This window comes from Amycolatopsis eburnea (assembly GCF_003937945.1).
GTDB lineage: Bacteria > Actinomycetota > Actinomycetes > Mycobacteriales > Pseudonocardiaceae > Amycolatopsis > Amycolatopsis eburnea.
Window position 1 is genome coordinate 24468 of sequence record NZ_RSEC01000006.1, and the last position, 15037, is coordinate 39504.

At 72.4% G+C, this 15037-nt stretch carries 28 protein-coding genes; 2 read left to right on the plus strand and 26 right to left on the minus strand.

Features of this window, described 5'->3' with window-relative positions; genetic code table 11:
- Positions 1-103 precede the first annotated feature (103 nt).
- The 25 genes from EIY87_RS00425 to EIY87_RS00540 all read right to left on the minus strand — a co-directional run bounded on the left by EIY87_RS00425 (position 104) and on the right by EIY87_RS00540 (position 12513).
- Positions 104-472 carry a hypothetical protein gene (locus EIY87_RS00425; protein ID WP_125305619.1) on the minus strand — a complete coding sequence of 123 codons (369 nt, stop codon included), beginning with the start codon at positions 470-472 and terminating at the stop codon, positions 104-106.
- A complete protein-coding gene (locus EIY87_RS00430) occupies positions 472-681 on the minus strand; it encodes a hypothetical protein (RefSeq protein ID WP_125305620.1) in 210 nt (69 codons plus the stop codon). The genes EIY87_RS00425 and EIY87_RS00430 overlap by 1 nt, the downstream gene beginning before the upstream one ends.
- Positions 681-1622 carry a hypothetical protein gene (locus EIY87_RS00435; RefSeq protein WP_125305621.1) on the minus strand — a complete coding sequence of 314 codons (942 nt, stop codon included), beginning with the start codon at positions 1620-1622 and terminating at the stop codon, positions 681-683. Before EIY87_RS00435 ends, EIY87_RS00430 begins: the two co-directional genes overlap by 1 nt.
- A complete protein-coding gene (locus EIY87_RS00440) occupies positions 1619-1855 on the minus strand; it encodes a zinc finger domain-containing protein (RefSeq protein ID WP_125305622.1) in 237 nt (78 codons plus the stop codon). Before EIY87_RS00440 ends, EIY87_RS00435 begins: the two co-directional genes overlap by 4 nt.
- Positions 1852-2934 carry an HNH endonuclease gene (locus EIY87_RS00445; RefSeq protein ID WP_125305623.1) on the minus strand — a complete coding sequence of 361 codons (1083 nt, stop codon included), beginning with the start codon at positions 2932-2934 and terminating at the stop codon, positions 1852-1854. Before EIY87_RS00445 ends, EIY87_RS00440 begins: the two co-directional genes overlap by 4 nt.
- Before the next feature lie 83 nt (positions 2935-3017).
- Complete coding sequence (locus EIY87_RS00450; protein ID WP_125305624.1) at positions 3018-3359, minus strand: hypothetical protein; 342 nt, start codon at positions 3357-3359, stop codon at positions 3018-3020.
- Entirely contained in the window at positions 3356-3541 is a 186-nt protein-coding gene (locus tag EIY87_RS00455; protein ID WP_125305625.1) for a hypothetical protein, read from the minus strand. The genes EIY87_RS00450 and EIY87_RS00455 overlap by 4 nt, the downstream gene beginning before the upstream one ends.
- A 3-nt stretch (positions 3542-3544) precedes the next feature.
- Positions 3545-4066 carry a hypothetical protein gene (locus EIY87_RS00460; RefSeq protein WP_125305626.1) on the minus strand — a complete coding sequence of 174 codons (522 nt, stop codon included), beginning with the start codon at positions 4064-4066 and terminating at the stop codon, positions 3545-3547.
- Positions 4067-4085: 19 nt separating this feature from the next.
- A complete protein-coding gene (locus tag EIY87_RS00465) occupies positions 4086-4496 on the minus strand; it encodes a DUF4349 domain-containing protein (RefSeq protein ID WP_125305627.1) in 411 nt (136 codons plus the stop codon).
- Positions 4493-4999, minus strand: a complete 507-nt coding sequence (locus tag EIY87_RS00470; protein WP_125305628.1) for a hypothetical protein — start codon at positions 4997-4999, stop codon at positions 4493-4495. The genes EIY87_RS00465 and EIY87_RS00470 overlap by 4 nt, the downstream gene beginning before the upstream one ends.
- Complete coding sequence (locus EIY87_RS00475; RefSeq protein WP_125305629.1) at positions 4996-5580, minus strand: hypothetical protein; 585 nt, start codon at positions 5578-5580, stop codon at positions 4996-4998. Before EIY87_RS00475 ends, EIY87_RS00470 begins: the two co-directional genes overlap by 4 nt.
- Positions 5570-6730, minus strand: coding sequence for a DNA translocase FtsK (locus EIY87_RS00480; RefSeq protein WP_125305630.1), 1161 nt, complete (start codon positions 6728-6730; stop codon positions 5570-5572). Before EIY87_RS00480 ends, EIY87_RS00475 begins: the two co-directional genes overlap by 11 nt.
- Positions 6727-7176: a hypothetical protein gene (locus tag EIY87_RS00485; RefSeq protein WP_125305631.1), complete on the minus strand. Its 450-nt coding sequence runs from the start codon at positions 7174-7176 to the stop codon at positions 6727-6729. Before EIY87_RS00485 ends, EIY87_RS00480 begins: the two co-directional genes overlap by 4 nt.
- Entirely contained in the window at positions 7173-7538 is a 366-nt protein-coding gene (locus EIY87_RS00490; protein WP_125305632.1) for a hypothetical protein, read from the minus strand. The genes EIY87_RS00485 and EIY87_RS00490 overlap by 4 nt, the downstream gene beginning before the upstream one ends.
- Positions 7538-7768 (minus strand): hypothetical protein, encoded by a 231-nt coding sequence (locus EIY87_RS00495; RefSeq protein WP_125305633.1) that lies wholly within the window; start codon positions 7766-7768, stop codon positions 7538-7540. The genes EIY87_RS00490 and EIY87_RS00495 overlap by 1 nt, the downstream gene beginning before the upstream one ends.
- On the minus strand, positions 7765-8271 hold the full coding sequence (locus EIY87_RS00500) for a hypothetical protein (RefSeq protein ID WP_125305634.1): 507 nt from the start codon (positions 8269-8271) through the stop codon (positions 7765-7767). Before EIY87_RS00500 ends, EIY87_RS00495 begins: the two co-directional genes overlap by 4 nt.
- Entirely contained in the window at positions 8268-8777 is a 510-nt protein-coding gene (locus EIY87_RS00505; protein ID WP_125305635.1) for an SsgA family sporulation/cell division regulator, read from the minus strand. The genes EIY87_RS00500 and EIY87_RS00505 overlap by 4 nt, the downstream gene beginning before the upstream one ends.
- Positions 8774-9181 (minus strand): hypothetical protein, encoded by a 408-nt coding sequence (locus tag EIY87_RS00510; protein WP_125305636.1) that lies wholly within the window; start codon positions 9179-9181, stop codon positions 8774-8776. Before EIY87_RS00510 ends, EIY87_RS00505 begins: the two co-directional genes overlap by 4 nt.
- Before the next feature lie 4 nt (positions 9182-9185).
- The gene (locus EIY87_RS00515; protein WP_125305637.1) at positions 9186-9617 is read right to left on the minus strand and encodes a hypothetical protein; all 432 of its coding nucleotides are present in this window, start codon (positions 9615-9617) and stop codon (positions 9186-9188) included.
- Positions 9617-10276 carry a hypothetical protein gene (locus EIY87_RS00520; protein ID WP_125305638.1) on the minus strand — a complete coding sequence of 220 codons (660 nt, stop codon included), beginning with the start codon at positions 10274-10276 and terminating at the stop codon, positions 9617-9619. The genes EIY87_RS00515 and EIY87_RS00520 overlap by 1 nt, the downstream gene beginning before the upstream one ends.
- Positions 10276-10626 (minus strand): hypothetical protein, encoded by a 351-nt coding sequence (locus tag EIY87_RS00525; RefSeq protein ID WP_125305639.1) that lies wholly within the window; start codon positions 10624-10626, stop codon positions 10276-10278. Before EIY87_RS00525 ends, EIY87_RS00520 begins: the two co-directional genes overlap by 1 nt.
- Positions 10623-11132: a hypothetical protein gene (locus EIY87_RS00530; RefSeq protein WP_125305640.1), complete on the minus strand. Its 510-nt coding sequence runs from the start codon at positions 11130-11132 to the stop codon at positions 10623-10625. Before EIY87_RS00530 ends, EIY87_RS00525 begins: the two co-directional genes overlap by 4 nt.
- Positions 11129-11881 carry a hypothetical protein gene (locus EIY87_RS00535; RefSeq protein ID WP_125305641.1) on the minus strand — a complete coding sequence of 251 codons (753 nt, stop codon included), beginning with the start codon at positions 11879-11881 and terminating at the stop codon, positions 11129-11131. The genes EIY87_RS00530 and EIY87_RS00535 overlap by 4 nt, the downstream gene beginning before the upstream one ends.
- A 78-nt stretch (positions 11882-11959) precedes the next feature.
- Positions 11960-12112 carry a hypothetical protein gene (locus tag EIY87_RS47525; protein ID WP_158641269.1) on the minus strand — a complete coding sequence of 51 codons (153 nt, stop codon included), beginning with the start codon at positions 12110-12112 and terminating at the stop codon, positions 11960-11962.
- Complete coding sequence (locus EIY87_RS00540) at positions 12109-12513, minus strand: helix-turn-helix domain-containing protein (protein ID WP_125305642.1); 405 nt, start codon at positions 12511-12513, stop codon at positions 12109-12111. The genes EIY87_RS47525 and EIY87_RS00540 overlap by 4 nt, the downstream gene beginning before the upstream one ends.
- Before the next feature lie 131 nt (positions 12514-12644).
- On the opposite strand from EIY87_RS00540, the gene EIY87_RS00545 reads away from it, so the two are divergent.
- Together EIY87_RS00545 and EIY87_RS00550 are read left to right on the plus strand one after the other, a co-directional pair.
- Positions 12645-13064, plus strand: coding sequence for a hypothetical protein (locus EIY87_RS00545; protein WP_125305643.1), 420 nt, complete (start codon positions 12645-12647; stop codon positions 13062-13064).
- A 117-nt stretch (positions 13065-13181) separates the two neighbouring features.
- Positions 13182-13397, plus strand: a complete 216-nt coding sequence (locus EIY87_RS00550; RefSeq protein WP_125305644.1) for a hypothetical protein — start codon at positions 13182-13184, stop codon at positions 13395-13397.
- Between the two features lie 42 nt (positions 13398-13439).
- On the opposite strand, the gene EIY87_RS00555 is transcribed toward EIY87_RS00550, so the two are convergent.
- The coding region (locus EIY87_RS00555) for a recombinase family protein (protein ID WP_148106206.1) at positions 13440-15037 on the minus strand (1598 nt) is incomplete at its 5' end.

Genomic DNA, 15037 nt, shown 5'->3' on the forward strand with positions numbered 1-15037 from the left:
GTCCCCTTCGGACAGATCACCCACTGTGAGGAATGTAGCGCTTCGCCCAGGTCAGCGACAACACCGGGTCGCTGCCCCGCGTGTCACCCCGTGGTGTACGCCGTTATACGCCCTCCGGGTTCGGCGGCTCACCCATCGTCCAGACGCCGGCGGTCGGGATGGTGATGGTGCCGTCGGGACTGCGCGGCAGGTCCTCGATCCGGCCGACCGGCTCGCCTGGCGCCAGCGGTGCGGGAGGTGCGGGCGGGTCGCAGTCGAAGTGGTCCTGCGCCCAGCGGATCACCGCGGCGCGGTCGCCTTCGGTCGTCGCGCTGCAGCTGGCGCACGACCCGTCGTAGACGTACGTCCAGATTGGGTCGACGTCGATGGGCGGCTCGTCGAGCTCCGGGGCCGGGTCGAGCGGCCGGTTGTCGGTGCTGATGGTGACCCAGTCCGGCCAGCTGGTCGGCAAATCGTCGGTGGTGTCGGGCATCATCGGGTCCTTTCGCGTGCGGTGGGCAGGTCGACGGAGATCGCGCGGACGCGCGGGCCGTTGAGGTCGAATTCGAGGAAGCCGGCCACGCGCGGGGTCGCGTCGGGTCCGGCCTTCGCGCGCAGGTCCTCGAGCGCCTCGATCAGCTCGGCGACCGTCGCGGGCTCGGAGAACTCGATCTTGGCGGTGGTCTGGTCGAATCTGGGCATCAGCTTGCCTCTCGGTCGGTGGCGTTCTTCAGCAGCGCCCGGACGTCGCCGACGCGGTAACGCGGGCGCTGCCGTTCGTCGAGCGGGTGCGGCGGGTGCCGGGTCAGGTGCCCGCGGTGGATGTGGCCGTGGATCACGTTCACGGTCACCGGCTGACCGACCTCCGAGAGCGCGCGGGCGATCTCGGGCGGGGTGGCCAGCTGTTCGTCCACTCGCGACAGCAGCAGCTCGCGGCGCGGGGCGACGTCCCAGACCGCGCCGCACTTGCGGCATTGCACCACCGGGCGCCCGCGCGGGGCGTAGATGTCGGCCGGGCACTGGCCGATCTGCTCGTCGACGAGCACGGGCGCGCTGCACTGGCCGAGGTAGACCTTTTCGGGGTCGCGGTCGATGACCGCCCACGCGGAGCGGACGACCTTGTGCAGCTGGTCGGCCAGCTGGGCGGCGTCGGGGTGGCCGGCGATCAGCTTCGGGTGCTTGGCCAGCCACGACGCGGCGCCGCGCACGGTCGTGGCGGTCAGCTCCAGGCCGCCGTGCTTGGCGATCGCGCGGGCCCAGGTGGCGATCAGCGCGTCGATGGTGTCCTTCAGCTCGCCGGCCTTGGCGTGGAAGTCGATCTCGAAGCTGGCCGCGCCGGAGACGGCGCCGATCGAGTCGCTGCCGGTGTGGTCCCGGCGCACCAGGGTGTCGATCAGCAGCTCGTAGAGGCTCGGGCGGGTGTCGGCGCGCAGGTCCTGCTCGTAGCGGACGTGGGCCGGGACCACGACCACGGCGACGGGGAGCAGGGTCTTCACGGCCGGGACGTCGATGCGGCGCTGGTGCACGCGCATCCGGAGCACGCCGCCGGTGGCGAGCTCGCGCAGGTGGGTGACGACCTGGCGGGTGCACTCGGTGCAGAGGGTGGCGTGGCGGGCGGGCTTGCCGCAGCTGCAGAGGTTCACGGGGCCTCCTCGTCGGGCGGGGTCGTCGGGTCGGTCTGGTCGGCGGCGCGGATGCGCTGCCAGTGCGCCGGCGCGCGGTGCAAGGGCTCGTCGGTGCCGGGGTAGACGCAGCGGGCGCCGGGTGGCTGCCAGCACCACGGGCACGCGACGGTCAGGGCGTGCTCGACGGCGGACTCGAAGTCGGCGAGGGAGTCGAGCTGGCGCAGGTCGTGTGCGCGGTAGCCGCCGGTCACGGGACACCGCCGGGTGGCGGGGGCAGGCCGGTCGCGGGGGCGGGTGCGCGGGTGCGGCCGTGGTAGATGTCCGGGCCGCCCGCTTCGCGGGCGGGCTGGCCGGAGAACGCGGGCACAGGAGCGGCAGGTGGCTGCCCGACCCGACCCGACCCGGACCCTTCGGGGCCCGGTTTCGCGGGTTGCTGTTGTCCTTGCTGGCCTACCTGAAGGCGCACTTCACCTGCGTGAACAGCTCCGGGGCTGCGTGTGGAGACAACCAGGTCGACAACCGGCTGTGGCTTGTCCGGTTGCTTGTCCGGCGGGTTGCCTGGTTGCTTGTCTGGCGCTTGTTCGTCGGCTTGTTCGGCGGGGCTCTCGACGACGTCGGCGGCGGGGTCGCCGGGGTCGAGCTGGCGCTGGCCGCGGGCGGCCCAGGCGTCGCGCTGGGCCTCGGTCGGCTCGGGCAGCAGCACCATGTCCGCCTCGTCGGGCGTGCGGCGGCCTTTGCTCTCGTTGCAGCGGCCGCACGCCACGACGTAGTTGTCGCCGTCGGGGCCGGCGGCGCGGTCGGGGTCGACGTGGTCGTACTGCAGGACCTTGCGCCGGTCCTTGTTGTTGCCGCTGCCCTTGTAGGACATCGGCCCAGAGCGGCAGTAGCGGCAGCAACCGCCGTCGCGGGTGTAGACGAGCTTCCGCAGCCGGGAATCGGTGCTGTCGTGCTTCTGGGCGTCGTTGCGGGCCTTCTCCGCGCGGGTGGGGTTCTTCTTGGAGAAGCCGCAGATCCGGTAGTCGTACCCGTCGATCCACGGCGGCGAGGCGTCGATGCAGTTCTTCACGTCGCAGGTGTCGCCGCGGCGGTGCACCAGCGGCCGCTCGCCGAGGACCGGGGTCAGCAGCAGCTCAAGCAGCCGTGTGCGGCCGCGGCAGGCCGTGAGGGCCTCGTGGTGGGTCAGGTAGCCGTCGTGGGTGTGCCGGGACGTCGCGCCGTACATGCGGTGCCAGAAGGCGAACAGCTGGTCGGCCACGGACACGCGGCCGCCGGCGAGCACCATCCACCGCGGGTCGAGGTCCGCGGTGTCGTCGGTCAGGTAGTAGGGCACGGCTCACCGCCCGCCCGACTGCGGGCATGCCGAGGCCCGGAGATGATCTTGCATCTCCGGGCCTCGGCGGTCCTGCGGGTTGATCACTGTGGTGGTTCTCCGAACAGTCGACGGCGAAGCCAGCCGAGGAACCCGGGACGGGTCTCGACCGGCGGGGCGACGTACTTGCGGACGGGCGGAAAGGTCACGACTGCGGCCGGGGTCTCGACGACGAAACCGCCGGCGGCTAGCGGACTATCGGCCGCGGCCCGGACCAACCCCCACGGGCCCGGCGGTTTGCGCGCGGCCGCCTCCATGCGCCACTTCGCGCCTGCCCAGTAGCGCGCGGCTACCCAGGGCGAGCCGGGCTCGGGCTCGGCCAGGACGGCGTCGATGCGCGCGACCGCCGCGTCGAGCGCCGGCCACGGCCACTCGGCGGCGGTCACTTGTGGACCTTCCCGGTGCCGCTGCAGTTCCCGCACTGGAACGGCGGGTTCTCCTTGGGGTTGACGCCCCAGAGCATCCCCGGCTGCGGACCGTTCGGATTCGGGCCGTTGCAGACCGGGCAGTCCTTCGTCTGCCCCGGCCCCTCGCCCGGGTCCTGGGCGATGTTCTTGCGCAGCGGCATGGTTCAGGCCTCCCGTCCGCCGTCGTGCGGGCGTGCTTCGGCCTGAGCGCGGGACCCGCGCTCGCCCTGGGCCGTTCCGGCCGGGTTGTCCTCGGCGGCGTCGGCGGCGGCGTGTGCGCCGTTGTGGGCGCCGCGCAGCACGAGGTCGGCGACCGCGGACGCCGCCCACACCCACGCGTTCGCGATGTGCTGCCGGTCGGCGAGCATCTCGGCCCATGTCGGCAGCGGGTCGCCCGACACAGACACGGCCTGTACCTGCGCGGAGTACCGCTGGTAGGCCACGCGGCCGAGGTTCTCGGCGGCGCGCGCCGCCGAGCGGATGCCGCGCAGCTGTGCCTGCAGGTCCATGAGCGCCTGGCGGACGTCGTCGAGCTCGGCGCGCTGCCCGGGCGGCGCGATGAAACCCTGGCGCCGCATGGCGCGGATCCGCGTGCGGTAGATGCGGCGGCCGAGGTCGCCGAGGTCGGCCCAGCGGGAACCGTTCGGGGAGGCGTCGCACATCGCCTCGGCGGCCCGCTCGATCAACGCCCTCTCCTCAGCTGACTCAGCCACGGGCCGCCGCCTCGGTCAGGACCGCCGCGTCGCGCGCGCACTCCGGGCACAGGCCGGGGCCACCGCACCTGGCGACCGCGGCCGGCTGGGGCACGTCGCCGGGGGCCGTTCTCGCGCCGACCGGGTGCCCGTGGTCGGTGAACCCGAGGAACCCGGTCTCCTCGGCAGGCTTGGCGGCGGCCGTGTCGGCGTTCGTGGGCTGCCACAACGGAATCAGCGGGCCGCAGTCGACCAGCAGCCACGGCCACGCCGCTCCGGTGTGGGTGAACAGCGAAATCACGGCGCCCGCCTCGAACCACCGGGAGCCGTTGCGCTGCCACGCCCGCTTCGCGCGGTCGAGCACGACGCTGCCGTCCGGTGGTTCGCTCGGCACGGTCGCGCTCAGCTCGGTGTAGTCGGTCATCGGATCTCGCTTTCCTCTTTGGACAGTTGGGCGGCCAGTGCGCGGCGGCGGGCGTCCCAGCCGCCGCACAGGTAGGCCGGGGTGCCGTCGACCTTGATCGGGACGTCGTCGACGATCGGGGGCGCGTAGTCGGCCGGGTGCGCAGGCAGGACCGCGCCGGAGGGGTGCTCCCAGCGCAGGATGCGGCGCATGCCCTGGTGGCAGTAGAAGGGCCGGCCGTCCTCGGCGAGCATCTCCAGCTCGGTGGCGTTTCCTCGGTGTTGCGGGTCGTCCTGCCTTTCCGGGCTGTCCGGGCGGTAGGCGCAGTCCCCGCACATGCCGCCGGGCCGCACGGTCGGGGTCATGCCCTCGACGGGGTCGGCGTGGCCGGGGGTGTCGTAGACCGGGCGCCAGCAGCTGCAGTCCTCGGCCGCGCCCATCGCGACGCCGTAGCAGCACGGCTTGTCTAGGCCGAGGTCGGGGAACTCGGGCTGCGGCTCGTCGACGCCGCACACGATCCTCACTGTCCGCCGTCCGTCGTCTCCGGAACCGGGGTGAAGAACTCGTCGAACTCGGGCAGCAGCCCGGCCCGCCGCAGGCGGTGCGCGGTCAGCTGCAGCGGCGATCCCGAGTTGCCCAGCGGCGCGCCGGTGCGGGCGTCGAGCCACTCGTCGGAGGCCGCGAGGTAGCCGAGCTGGTCGAGCTCGGCGAGCGCGAGGATCTTGAACGCGCAGTACGGGGTGCGCAGCTCGGCGGCCAGGTCCTGGCGCAGCTGCCGCGCGGCGCGCAGGTAGTGGCCGGCGATCACGTAGCCGTGGTTCGCCGCATCGCGCAGCGAGGTCACCAGCTTCAGCCGGAGGTCGTCGCCGCCGGGCGAGCGCCACGTTTCCTCGTCCAGCGCGGTCTCGCTGTCCTCGGCCAGGTTCGGCAGGCACAGGTTCGTGGCGTGCCAGGCGTCCGCCTGCCCGGTGATGGTCGCCGCGGCCTCCTCGGCGACGGTGCGCTGGCGTTCGATCTCGGAGATCAGCAAGCGGTAGTTGGCGGCCTCCAGTTCGTCCGGGATCCGCTCGAAGTCGAGGTCGGGTGCCTGCTCGTCACTGGTCATCGGTGGTGCCCTCCTCGGGCTCGGTGGTGGTTTCGGGGCCGCGGATCGCGGCGAGCAGCGCAGGCAGGTCCGGCGGGGCCACCAGGACCTCGCGGGCTTTCGAGCCTCGCTTCGGGCCGACGACGCCGCGGGCCTCCAGCTGCTCGAGCAACGCCGACGCCCGGTTGAAGCTGATCTTCATGGACTTGGCGAGCAGGGACGCGCCGCCGAACTGGCCCTCGACCACGAGCGTGGCGGCCTGGCACAGCGGCTCGAAGTCGTGCTCGACGGGCGGGAAGCCGTCGATCATCTCGTCGACGACGCCGGTGATGGTGTCGATCACCTCGTCGACGAACGCGGCGTCACCGCGGCCGCCCTTGACGATCGTCACGCCGCCGTGCGGGCGCAGGCCTTCGCCGTTGCCGCGCGGCGGCGGCGGAGGGAGGTCGGGGTCGTGGACGGTGGCGTGCGGCCAGCGCGCGACGTCGCGGGTCTCCTCGTAGTGCGCGGGTGCGGCGTAGCCGCGGTAGACGCCACCGATCTGGATCAGCAGCGGCTCACGCTGGTGGTAGCGGTACACCTCGACCGGCGCACCGATGATCTTGGCGACGGCGGCGAACGCGGCGAGCGTCGCGCCGGCCAGGTCGGTGCGCGGCCGCGGCTCGATCGGCAGCCCGGTGTCCTTGTTGGTCGGCTTGCGGTTGCCGGGCACGTCGGCCAGCAGCCGCCACGCCATGCGCGGGTATTCCGCCAGCGGCTTCTCGGTGAACTGCAGCCGGAACCCGGCGCCGGCGTGCAGGCTCTGCTCGGCCTCGGCGACTACGACCTGTCCGGCCGGGCCGAGCTCCACCACCGTCGTGTGGTGCTTGTCGCCCTTGAGCTTGGGCCGGAACGCGGCGATCAACGCGCGGACGTCGTCGGCGCTCCACAGCGTCGGGCGGTTCCAGTAGCCCTCGCAGCGGACGTGGGTGTGCCCGAGCCGCCAGCCGTCGCCGGAGGTGCCGGCGACGATCTCGCGCTGTCCGGGCGGGGCGTCGGGGTTGCGGGCGCAGTGCAGCAAGATCCCGCACCACGGCGAGCCGTTGTTCTCCTCGTCGTGGATCGCGGTCTGCTGCAGCGCGCCCAGCAGCCGCAGCAGGTCCGCGGTCCCGACGGTGATCGACGACGTCATCGGCGTACCCCGGCGCACGGCATCTGGTCCATGCCAGTGCCGCGGCAGCTGTCGCAGCCGTCGCCGGGCTGGATCTTGTCCGGCCCGGCGGTGAGGTCGGCGCAGCCGATGCACACGTGGGTGTTGCGGGGGCGGGCGCACGTCTCGCACGGGCCACCGGTCGTCGCCGCGGCCCGCAGCTCGACGAGAGTCGGGGGCGGCGCGATGCCCGCCAGCGCGGCGAGCGCGAAGCGGGCAGCGTCGCGGCCGCCGCGCAGCAGCTCGGTCCGCGCGCGGGCGATCCGACCCTCGGCGTGGTCGAGGTGGTCCAGCAGCAGCCGCATCCCGCAGTGCCCGAGCCCGCAGGAGCACCACGGGTCTCCGTCCGCGCGGGTGTGCAGCGTGCGCTGCCGGGCGACGAACTCGGCACCGTCGGGCCGCGTTGCCGGTTGCGTCGCGGCGGTCACCGCAACGACTCCAGCGACGACGGCGCCAGCAGCGCGGTCAGGGCGTGCGCGACGCCGGGGCGGTACGCGGTCGCGACGGCCAGCGTCGACAGCAGCAGCTGCTCGGCGATCGCCAGGTCGTCCGCGTCGCGCGGGAGGCTGATGTTGACGTGGCGGTTCACGCTGGTGGCGCCTTCGAAGATCGACGCACCGATCAGCAGGCTGTCGTCGAGCTCCGGAGCGGGCTCGACGTCTTCGGTGAGCACGTGCGGCTCGTCGACGTGCTCGGCGGGCGGGCGCGGGTCGGCGCAGCCCGGGGCGCCCTGCGCCGGACCCGGCGTCATCACGGGCAGCTCGAACGGCGTGTCTGGTGCTTCGGGCATCAGGTGGTCCTTCCGGTGAGGGTGGCGAGCACGGTGCCCGCGGGGTGGTGTCCGATGTGGACGGCGTCGAGCAGCTCGCGGCCGAGGTCGTCGCGCCAGGCGCACAGCAGGTCGGCCAGGAACCGCGACGGGCCGGGCAGTCGGGGGTGGTGACCGGCGCCGAGGACGTCCAGCAGCGCGTCGTCGAACGCGACCGGGTCGACGGCGGAGCGGCGGACCGCGGCGGTCATGACCCGCTCCGTCGGGTGGCGGGCTGCGGCGCGGCCCAGGCAGCGTCGAACTCGCGGGTGAGGAAGTCCTCGTGGGTGTCGATCGCGGTGCCGCCGGGGAGGGTCTTGGCGATGTAGCGCCAGCGGCCGTCGCCGCGGCCGAGGTACCGCTGGGTGATCTTGACCTGCAGCTTGCCCTGGAACCACACGCGATCGTGCAGCCGGTAGGCGGGCTGCTCGGTCGGGTACACCAGCGGGGCCTCGTCGTCGGCGTCTCCGACGCGGTCGACGACGCGCACGACGATCGCCTGCCAGGCCGCGTGGTGCGGGCACGGTTCATGTCCCAGGTGGGCCTTGACCCACCGGCACGCCGGGCACACGCCGTCGGGGTCCGGGCCGTGCAGGAAGTTCAGCAGCGGGTTCGAGGGGAACGCGCCGCCCTTCGGCGGGGTGGGCTTCGGCGTGGACGGGCTGCCCGGGCCCGGCACCGCGGACAGGTGCCGAGTGCCGTCCTCGGTGCTCACCGGTCACCGCCGCGGCCGGTCTCCTGCTCGATCATCGCGCGCAGCTCGGCGCCGATCGCGTCCAGGCTCGGCGCGATGTGCGGCTCCGCGGCCAGCGCGATGATCCCGTCGAACGCCGTCAGCGCCGCCTGGACGTCGACCATCTCGACCGACACCCGGTAAGCGCGGTTCGCCCGGCGATCCACCAGGGCGAACTCGACGAACTGCCCGCACGCGTGCGGGGCGATCGCGACGTCGCTGCCCGGTCGGGTACCGACCACGGCGGCCCGGCCCTCGGCCAGCGTGCGGCGGGCGAAGATCCACTCGGACCGCTCGCCGGGCCCGATGAGCGCGTAGTCGAGCAGCATGGTCACCGCGAACGGCTCGGCGGGGTCGTAGCGGAACACGATCGGGATCCGCTTGGCGACCGCGGCCTGGCCAGCGGCGAAGCGGTGCTCGATCAGCATCCCGTGCGTGCCGTAGCTGAACGGCGCGGAGCGGGCGGGGGTGGTCTCCGGTGTGGTCATGGCTGCTCCTTCCGGATGAGGGCGACCCAGTCGCTGACGGCGGCGCTGGGCAGGGTCTGGTCGCGCCAGTGGGTGCGGTAGCCGGGCGGGGCGTCGATCACCAGCCACGGCCGGCCGCGGACGCCGGTGGGGCGGCGCGGGTCGCGGACGGCCAGCACGCCGTCCGGTGACTCGCGCAGCTCGCGGGCCAGCAGCGGGTTCGGTGGCCCGGGCGGGGGCCCGGCGGTCACCCAGTCCGGCAGCGGCTGCAGGCCGCGCGGGTCGGGCGGTGCCGCGTTGACCTGCCGGGCCAGCTCGGCGAAGGCCTTCGTCACAGGCGAGGGAGGCGTGCTCGGGCCGGGCTGCGCGGCGAGCCAGCTGTGGACCTCGTCGATGACCACGATCGGTGTGCGCCAGAAGTTCACGCAATCACCGCCCCTCGGCGGCGTCGCCGCGCTGCGGGCACCCGGCGGCGGGCTCGTCGCAGCTGGGGCGGACCGGCGGGGTGTAGGGCACCGCGGGCTCGGTGGGCGCGGCCGCGTCCGGCGAGGTCGGCTTGTCCAGCCCGGCCTCGACCGCGGCGACGAACGCCGCGGCCGCGGTCGCGGCGAAGACACCCGCGGCCAGAAGCGCGGCCACCTGCGGACGGAGCGCCTCCGTCAGCCGCGTGAACGACAGGACCGCGCGCTTCAGCTCGGCGCGCTGCCCGTCCTCCGACGCCGGCGGCGGCGTGTCCAGCTCCTCGGCGAAGATCTCCTCGACCTTCTGCCCGGCCGCGCGGAGGTTCACCTGACGAGCGGCGCCGCGCGCCGCGCGCCGGATCGGGCCCGCCGGCTTCGGGTCCTTGCTGGGCTTGACCATCACGCGTTCCGTTCGCTCGAGGTGTGGGTGCACTGGGTGCAGCCGAAGACCCCGGTGACGGGGTCGAGGGTGCGTTCGGGGTGGCCGCAGCCCGGGCAGTCCGCATCGATCGCGAGCAGCGGTACCCCGGCCCGGGCGCGCTCGTAGGCGATCGCGTTGCGCAGCCGCACGATCAGCAGCTCGGCCGCGGCGAGGGACAGCCGCACGTCGTCGCAGATCTCGATCGCCCGCGCGGAGCTGTAGACCGTGGGCACCGGGTCGCGCGGCTCGTCGTACGGCGTGGCCGGGACCTGGCCCCAGCGGGCGTACTCGTAGCCGCCGGTGGTGTGCATGCACACCTCGTCGGGGGCGTTCCCGGCCGCCCGGGTCGGGGCGAACTCGGGCAGCAGCTCGACCGCGCCGGCGCGGCGGGCGGTGAGCCCGTCGACGGCGGCCTGCCGGGAGTCGTAGCGCAGACCGGTGGACCAGCGCGCGTCGGCGTCGCCGTCCTCGCGCCAGCACGCCCACCACTTCCGGGCGCCGTAGCGGTGGCCCTGCCACTTGCGGCCGTCGCCGACCCAGCCGACCCAGCGGTCGCCGTCGTGCACGCGGTAGGTCACGGACCCGCCGGAGTGCATCGCGTCCTCGTTGCGTTCCTTGCGCAGCGTCAGCTCGGCCATCACGCATCACCGCCAGCTGCGAGGCGCGCGGCGCGGTTGTCGGCCAGTTCCTTCAGCTTCGCGGCACGCTGGCCGGCGCCCGGGTCGTCGCCGAACTCCTCCAGCGTCATGATCGACAGCAGCGACAGCGCGTGTGCGTAGGCCTTCGCCTCGCCTTCGTAGACCCCAAGCACGAGAACCGCGTCGCCGTCGCGCGCCTCGGCGGCGCGGGCCGCCGACACGTCGCGGGACTCGATCAGGCTGGCCGTGTACTTCGCCAGCTGCTCGCGCAGGAGCTCGGCGGACCAGCGCGACTTCCCGTCCCGCCCCTTCACCAGGCCCGGACGGGACCGCTTCACCGTGGCCTTCACTCGCACACCTCGATCCGGACCAGGCCGCCCAGGCGCACCTCGGCCAGCGCCTGGCCGAGCGCGCCGAGCCGCGGACCGCGCCCGGCGCACGCCGGGATGCCGCGGCGTGCGCGGCGCCCGCCGCAGGCCGGGGTGCCGAGCGCGCACTGCAGGCACACCGCGACGACGTTCAGCGGCTGGAACACGTCGCGGTCGTTGGGGTCGGGGTCGCCCCAGATCCGGACCGAGGTCACACGTCGCCGCTGCGGCAGGCACCACGGGCACTCGCGGGGCAGGAAGCCGGGGTCGACGGTCAGCTCGGTGTGGCGGCCGGGCCAGCGGGTCGCGGTCTGCTTCAGCAGCCGGATCCGCTCGGGGAGTTCGGGCATGAGGTCGTCCGGGCGGAGGCCGGCCGCGACCCGGTCGGGGATGGTGACCGGGCCGCGGCGTGCCCAGGAGAACGCCGCGGTGCACATCCGCGCGAGGCGGGAGCCGCCGGCGTTGAGGTCGAGGATCCGCACGGTCATCGGGCACCGCCGAGCAGCCAGAGCACGCCGACGCCGCCGAACACGGCCAGCGGCAGCAGCCCGAGCACCAGCTTCGCGATGAGGCGGGAGTGCCAGCGCTCCCAGTCCGCGGCGGCCTCGACGCCCTCGGCGACCTGGTCGACGAGCCAGCCGCCCAGGTCGCGCAGGAACACGACGAGCAGGCGCAGCACGTCGAGGAAGCGCTGCCACAGCGCGCGCAGCACACCGTGACGCGCGACGGCGGGAGCGGCGGGCAGCGTGCCGACCGCGGGCTGCAGCGCCGTCGGCGCGTTCTCCTCGAGGACCGCCGCGGCGTCGTCGCCGACGGCCGACAGCTGCTCGGTCACCTGGTCACCGGCGGTCTCGGCGGTGAGGGGGTGCTCCTCGAGGAGCAGCGTTGCGACCAGCCGCGGGACCGGGGCGGGCAGCTGGCCGGTGTCGGCCAGGGCCAGGACGCCGGCCTCGTCGAGCACCTCGACCTCGTCGAGCCCGACCACGACGGGCTTGCCGTCGTCGGCGAACGCGAGTTTGCACATCGGCCGGGTCCACTCCGGCGTGGCCGGGTAGATGGCGACGATCCAGGCGAGGCGGCCGTGGTAGTCGACCGGGCTGGTCTCCTTCGGTTCCGGCTTCTCCGGCCGGAACCGGCGGCCACCCGAACCGGCCTCGACCGGCAGGCCGAGCGCGGGCGTGTCGCCCGCCTTCAAGCGGTGGTCACGCCGAGACGCGTCGGTGTCGGTAGGCTTCATAGCGATCACGGTGGAGCCCTTTCTTCTCGTTGATCACCGCCCGGCCCGTGTGTGCTCACGTGGCCGGGCACCTTGCGTTCAGGGGGTCAGCGGTTCAGCTGCCGGAGCGATCGGCGGCACGTCGTACTCGGGCGTCGCCGTCGTCGACGTGGACTCGCCTGCCGTCTTCGGGTCGAGGCGCGGATCGAGCCAGTCAGCGACCGGATCCACCGGCGTCTGCGGATCGCTCATCGGCCTGCGCTCGCCGCGGCCCGAACCGCACCGGCGCCAGCAGCACCGCCAGGCGGTCCTTCTGCCACGGCTGCAGCGGCGGAGCCGCGGCCGCCCGCTCCCTCGCCAGTGGGGCCCACCGCTCCCGGAATCGACGCTTCTCCGACTCGTCCATCGGGCTCCCCTGCCTTTGGGTCCATCAGGTCCCCGACGTCCACACCGAGTGCGGTGGCCAGCGCTTTGACGAGGCCAGGAGACGGGCCGTTGGTCCCGACCTCGACCTTGCTGATCGCGCTGAGATGAACGGGGTAGCCCTGTTCGGTGCACCGCGCGGCCAGCGCGGTGAGCGTCAGCCCCTGCGTCTCACGGATCTCGGTCAGCCGGTGACGGCTGAACGGGATCTCCAGGGTTCGTTTCGCCATGTAGCGAACTCTAGCGACAATTAGCGATCCCGCAACCCCTCAAGATCACAGGACGAAAACGTGACAGTCAGTGTCCACGTGTGTACTAGCGCTCCTTTGCGCTAATATTCGCTAGACCGAGGGGAGCGGGCATGTCGGACGAAGATCGAAGTGCGCTGGCGAGGCGCATGGAAGACGAGAACATCCGCCGCGACGTCTCGTGGGAGGAGGTCTCGGCGGAGAGCGGACTATCGACAGCGCTGCTGCGCAACATCCGGACAGGTAAGAGTCCTGTCACCCGGAAGAGCGCGCACAAAATCGAGCTCTTTTACGGCTGGCCAGCTGGCGAAGTCCAACGCCTACTCACGCCAGCCGACCCCTCCGACGAGGAGATTGCCGGGATGTCCGCGCGCGAGCTCGCAGCGTATGCACTGCGCGTGGAACGGACGCGCGGCGTCGAGGCGCGTCGAGCGTGGCTAAAGCATGCTTACGCTGTGTGGCGGGAAGCACTCGGCCCTGCTGCCACAGACTCGCCCGAATGGCAAGTCGAAGTCGGCCATTCGGACGCGTGACATCGATTTGCAACCTGTCACTGCTACTTCCGGGTGACTAGTCCTAACTGGACATACCACACCTTCGATTACCCTCAAGTTCTACGGAAAACCGTTGGGGGAAAAGAGGAGGGTGGAATGTTCAGGGTCGTAGGGCTCGGACTGATCGTCATCGCCGGAGTGGTGACCACAGCCGCATTAGCGGCACGTCACCACCGAGCCGTCGCGGTCACGGAACGTGATCTCGAAGCGTTGTCCGTCGTGTACGCCAGCGCGTACGACGAGGGCAGGCTGACCGGGATGGCCGAGGCGTTCGACGTGATCGCGGCAGACCGGCAGACGCAGCCTCGCTAACCGCCGGAGGCAAAGGCGGAGGCCGCTCCCCCGGCCCCCGTCCTACGCCTCCCCGTCCCGGACTCGCCACACCTCGACCACCGTCGCCGGATCGAAGTACCGCGCCCCACGCCCTGGCGGCAACAAGATGATCGACTCGAACAGCACCTCGACGACCGCACGCTTCCGGTCAGCCATGAGCTCATCCCAGGCAGCCTGAACGTCCTCGGCGTAGATCAGGGGCGCGAGCACGTTGTACTGCCCCATCTCCTCAATCTGCTCGTCGATTCGCTGCAGCTCATCGCGCGCGAATCGCTTTCCCGTCTGATATTCGACGTCGTTCGCGTCCTTATCGGACATCCACTGCCGGGTCAAGATCTCCAGCTTGCTGCGCAGTTGCGCCCTCCTCGCGTGCAGTTCAGTCACGCTCGGCCCATCGTGCGGCCGCACCAGCAGGTCCGCAGCATCGGGACGAGAAAGCCGCTCGACCACCAGCTGCCCAACCCACGCGTCAGCCTGGTCGCCACGCCGGGCAACGTGCGCACCGCCGTACTCGGCGCACACCCGAGCGCCAGCCGGGGTCTCGCTCCACGCCGTCTTCGCTTTCCTCGAACACCGGTAGGAGAAGCCATGCGGGCCAGTGTGCCCCGCGACCACGTACTCGCCGCACCAGCAGGTCGCAGCGCTAGAAAGCAGATGTCGCGGCGTGGGCTTGCGGTGCCGCCGCTTCGGGTCCTTCAGCAACGCGACGGCGTCCCGCCAGGTCTCCTCCGACACGATCGGATCCCAGGCGGCTTTGCCGACGATCTCCCCCTTGTGGTCGCGCAGACCGGCGTTGCGCGGCGCGAGCAGCAAGCGCCGCACCGAGTTGGGTCCCCACTCGCACGGCTCGCCCTCCTTGCCTCTGGCCCACCGCAGCATGCCGGAGCGCATGTTGGCCTTGTTGATCTTGCGTGCGATCCCCGCCAGGGTCGCGCCGGCGAGCAGGTCTTCATAAGCCGCGCGCACCATGGCCGCCTGCTCAGGATGGTGGGTGACTCGGTCCTCGTTGAACCCGAGCGGCACCGGCCCGGACGGCGGTTCACCTCGCAGCGCGGCCGCCAGGTTCTCGTCCTCGTGCCGGTCGCCCTTAACCTTGATTTCGCCGCGGGCCAGAGCCGCCAGGACGTCGGCGATGATCTGGCCGGACGGGCTGCCCATGTCGATGTCCGCGCCGCGCGTGAACACCAACAGGATGCCGGCCTTCTCGGAAGGCTCGAACAGCGCCAGCTGGTCGCCGCGGTTGCGAGTAAGCCGGAACATGTCGCGCGCGCCGACGACCTTCACGTGCCCCTGCTCGATCACCTCCAGCAGGCGGCGGAAGTCCGGGCGGGTACCGGCTTTCTTGGCGGACTGGTCGTTGTCGACGAAGATGTGGCGCCGATCGAGCGAAAACCCGCGTGCCCGGAACAGCTCGAGCAGCCCTTTGAACTGAGTTTCAACCTTGAACTCGTCGCCTTGGCGATCTTCGCTGATGCGCAAGTAGATCGCACCGGGCCGCTCGCCGGTAGCGGGCACTTCGGCCAGCAGGTCCTTCAGCTGGGCACACAGGCGTTCGACCGTCGCGGCGGTCTCAACAGCGTGGTTTCTCCTCACCTCTGCTATATTAGCAACCGCCGTGT

Bases quoted from the DNA above. Each gene is read 5' to 3' on its own strand.
- EIY87_RS00425 (WP_125305619.1), bottom strand. From the start codon at position 472: ATGCCCGACACCACCGACGATTTGCCGACCAGCTGGCCGGACTGGGTC.
- EIY87_RS00430 (WP_125305620.1), bottom strand. From the start codon at position 681: ATGCCCAGATTCGACCAGACCACCGCCAAGATCGAGTTCTCCGAGCCC.
- EIY87_RS00455 (WP_125305625.1), bottom strand. From the start codon at position 3,541: ATGCCGCTGCGCAAGAACATCGCCCAGGACCCGGGCGAGGGGCCGGGG.
- EIY87_RS00465 (WP_125305627.1), bottom strand. From the start codon at position 4,496: ATGACCGACTACACCGAGCTGAGCGCGACCGTGCCGAGCGAACCACCG.
- EIY87_RS00475 (WP_125305629.1), bottom strand. From the start codon at position 5,580: ATGACCAGTGACGAGCAGGCACCCGACCTCGACTTCGAGCGGATCCCG.
- EIY87_RS00480 (WP_125305630.1), bottom strand. From the start codon at position 6,730: ATGACGTCGTCGATCACCGTCGGGACCGCGGACCTGCTGCGGCTGCTG.
- EIY87_RS00490 (WP_125305632.1), bottom strand. From the start codon at position 7,538: ATGCCCGAAGCACCAGACACGCCGTTCGAGCTGCCCGTGATGACGCCG.
- EIY87_RS00495 (WP_125305633.1), bottom strand. From the start codon at position 7,768: ATGACCGCCGCGGTCCGCCGCTCCGCCGTCGACCCGGTCGCGTTCGAC.
- EIY87_RS00505 (WP_125305635.1), bottom strand. From the start codon at position 8,777: ATGACCACACCGGAGACCACCCCCGCCCGCTCCGCGCCGTTCAGCTAC.
- EIY87_RS00515 (WP_125305637.1), bottom strand. From the start codon at position 9,617: ATGGTCAAGCCCAGCAAGGACCCGAAGCCGGCGGGCCCGATCCGGCGC.
- EIY87_RS00520 (WP_125305638.1), bottom strand. From the start codon at position 10,276: ATGGCCGAGCTGACGCTGCGCAAGGAACGCAACGAGGACGCGATGCAC.
- EIY87_RS00530 (WP_125305640.1), bottom strand. From the start codon at position 11,132: ATGACCGTGCGGATCCTCGACCTCAACGCCGGCGGCTCCCGCCTCGCG.
- EIY87_RS00535 (WP_125305641.1), bottom strand. From the start codon at position 11,881: ATGAAGCCTACCGACACCGACGCGTCTCGGCGTGACCACCGCTTGAAG.
- EIY87_RS47525 (WP_158641269.1), bottom strand. From the start codon at position 12,112: ATGAGCGATCCGCAGACGCCGGTGGATCCGGTCGCTGACTGGCTCGAT.
- EIY87_RS00540 (WP_125305642.1), bottom strand. From the start codon at position 12,513: ATGGCGAAACGAACCCTGGAGATCCCGTTCAGCCGTCACCGGCTGACC.
- EIY87_RS00545 (WP_125305643.1), top strand. From the start codon at position 12,645: ATGTCGGACGAAGATCGAAGTGCGCTGGCGAGGCGCATGGAAGACGAG.
- EIY87_RS00550 (WP_125305644.1), top strand. From the start codon at position 13,182: ATGTTCAGGGTCGTAGGGCTCGGACTGATCGTCATCGCCGGAGTGGTG.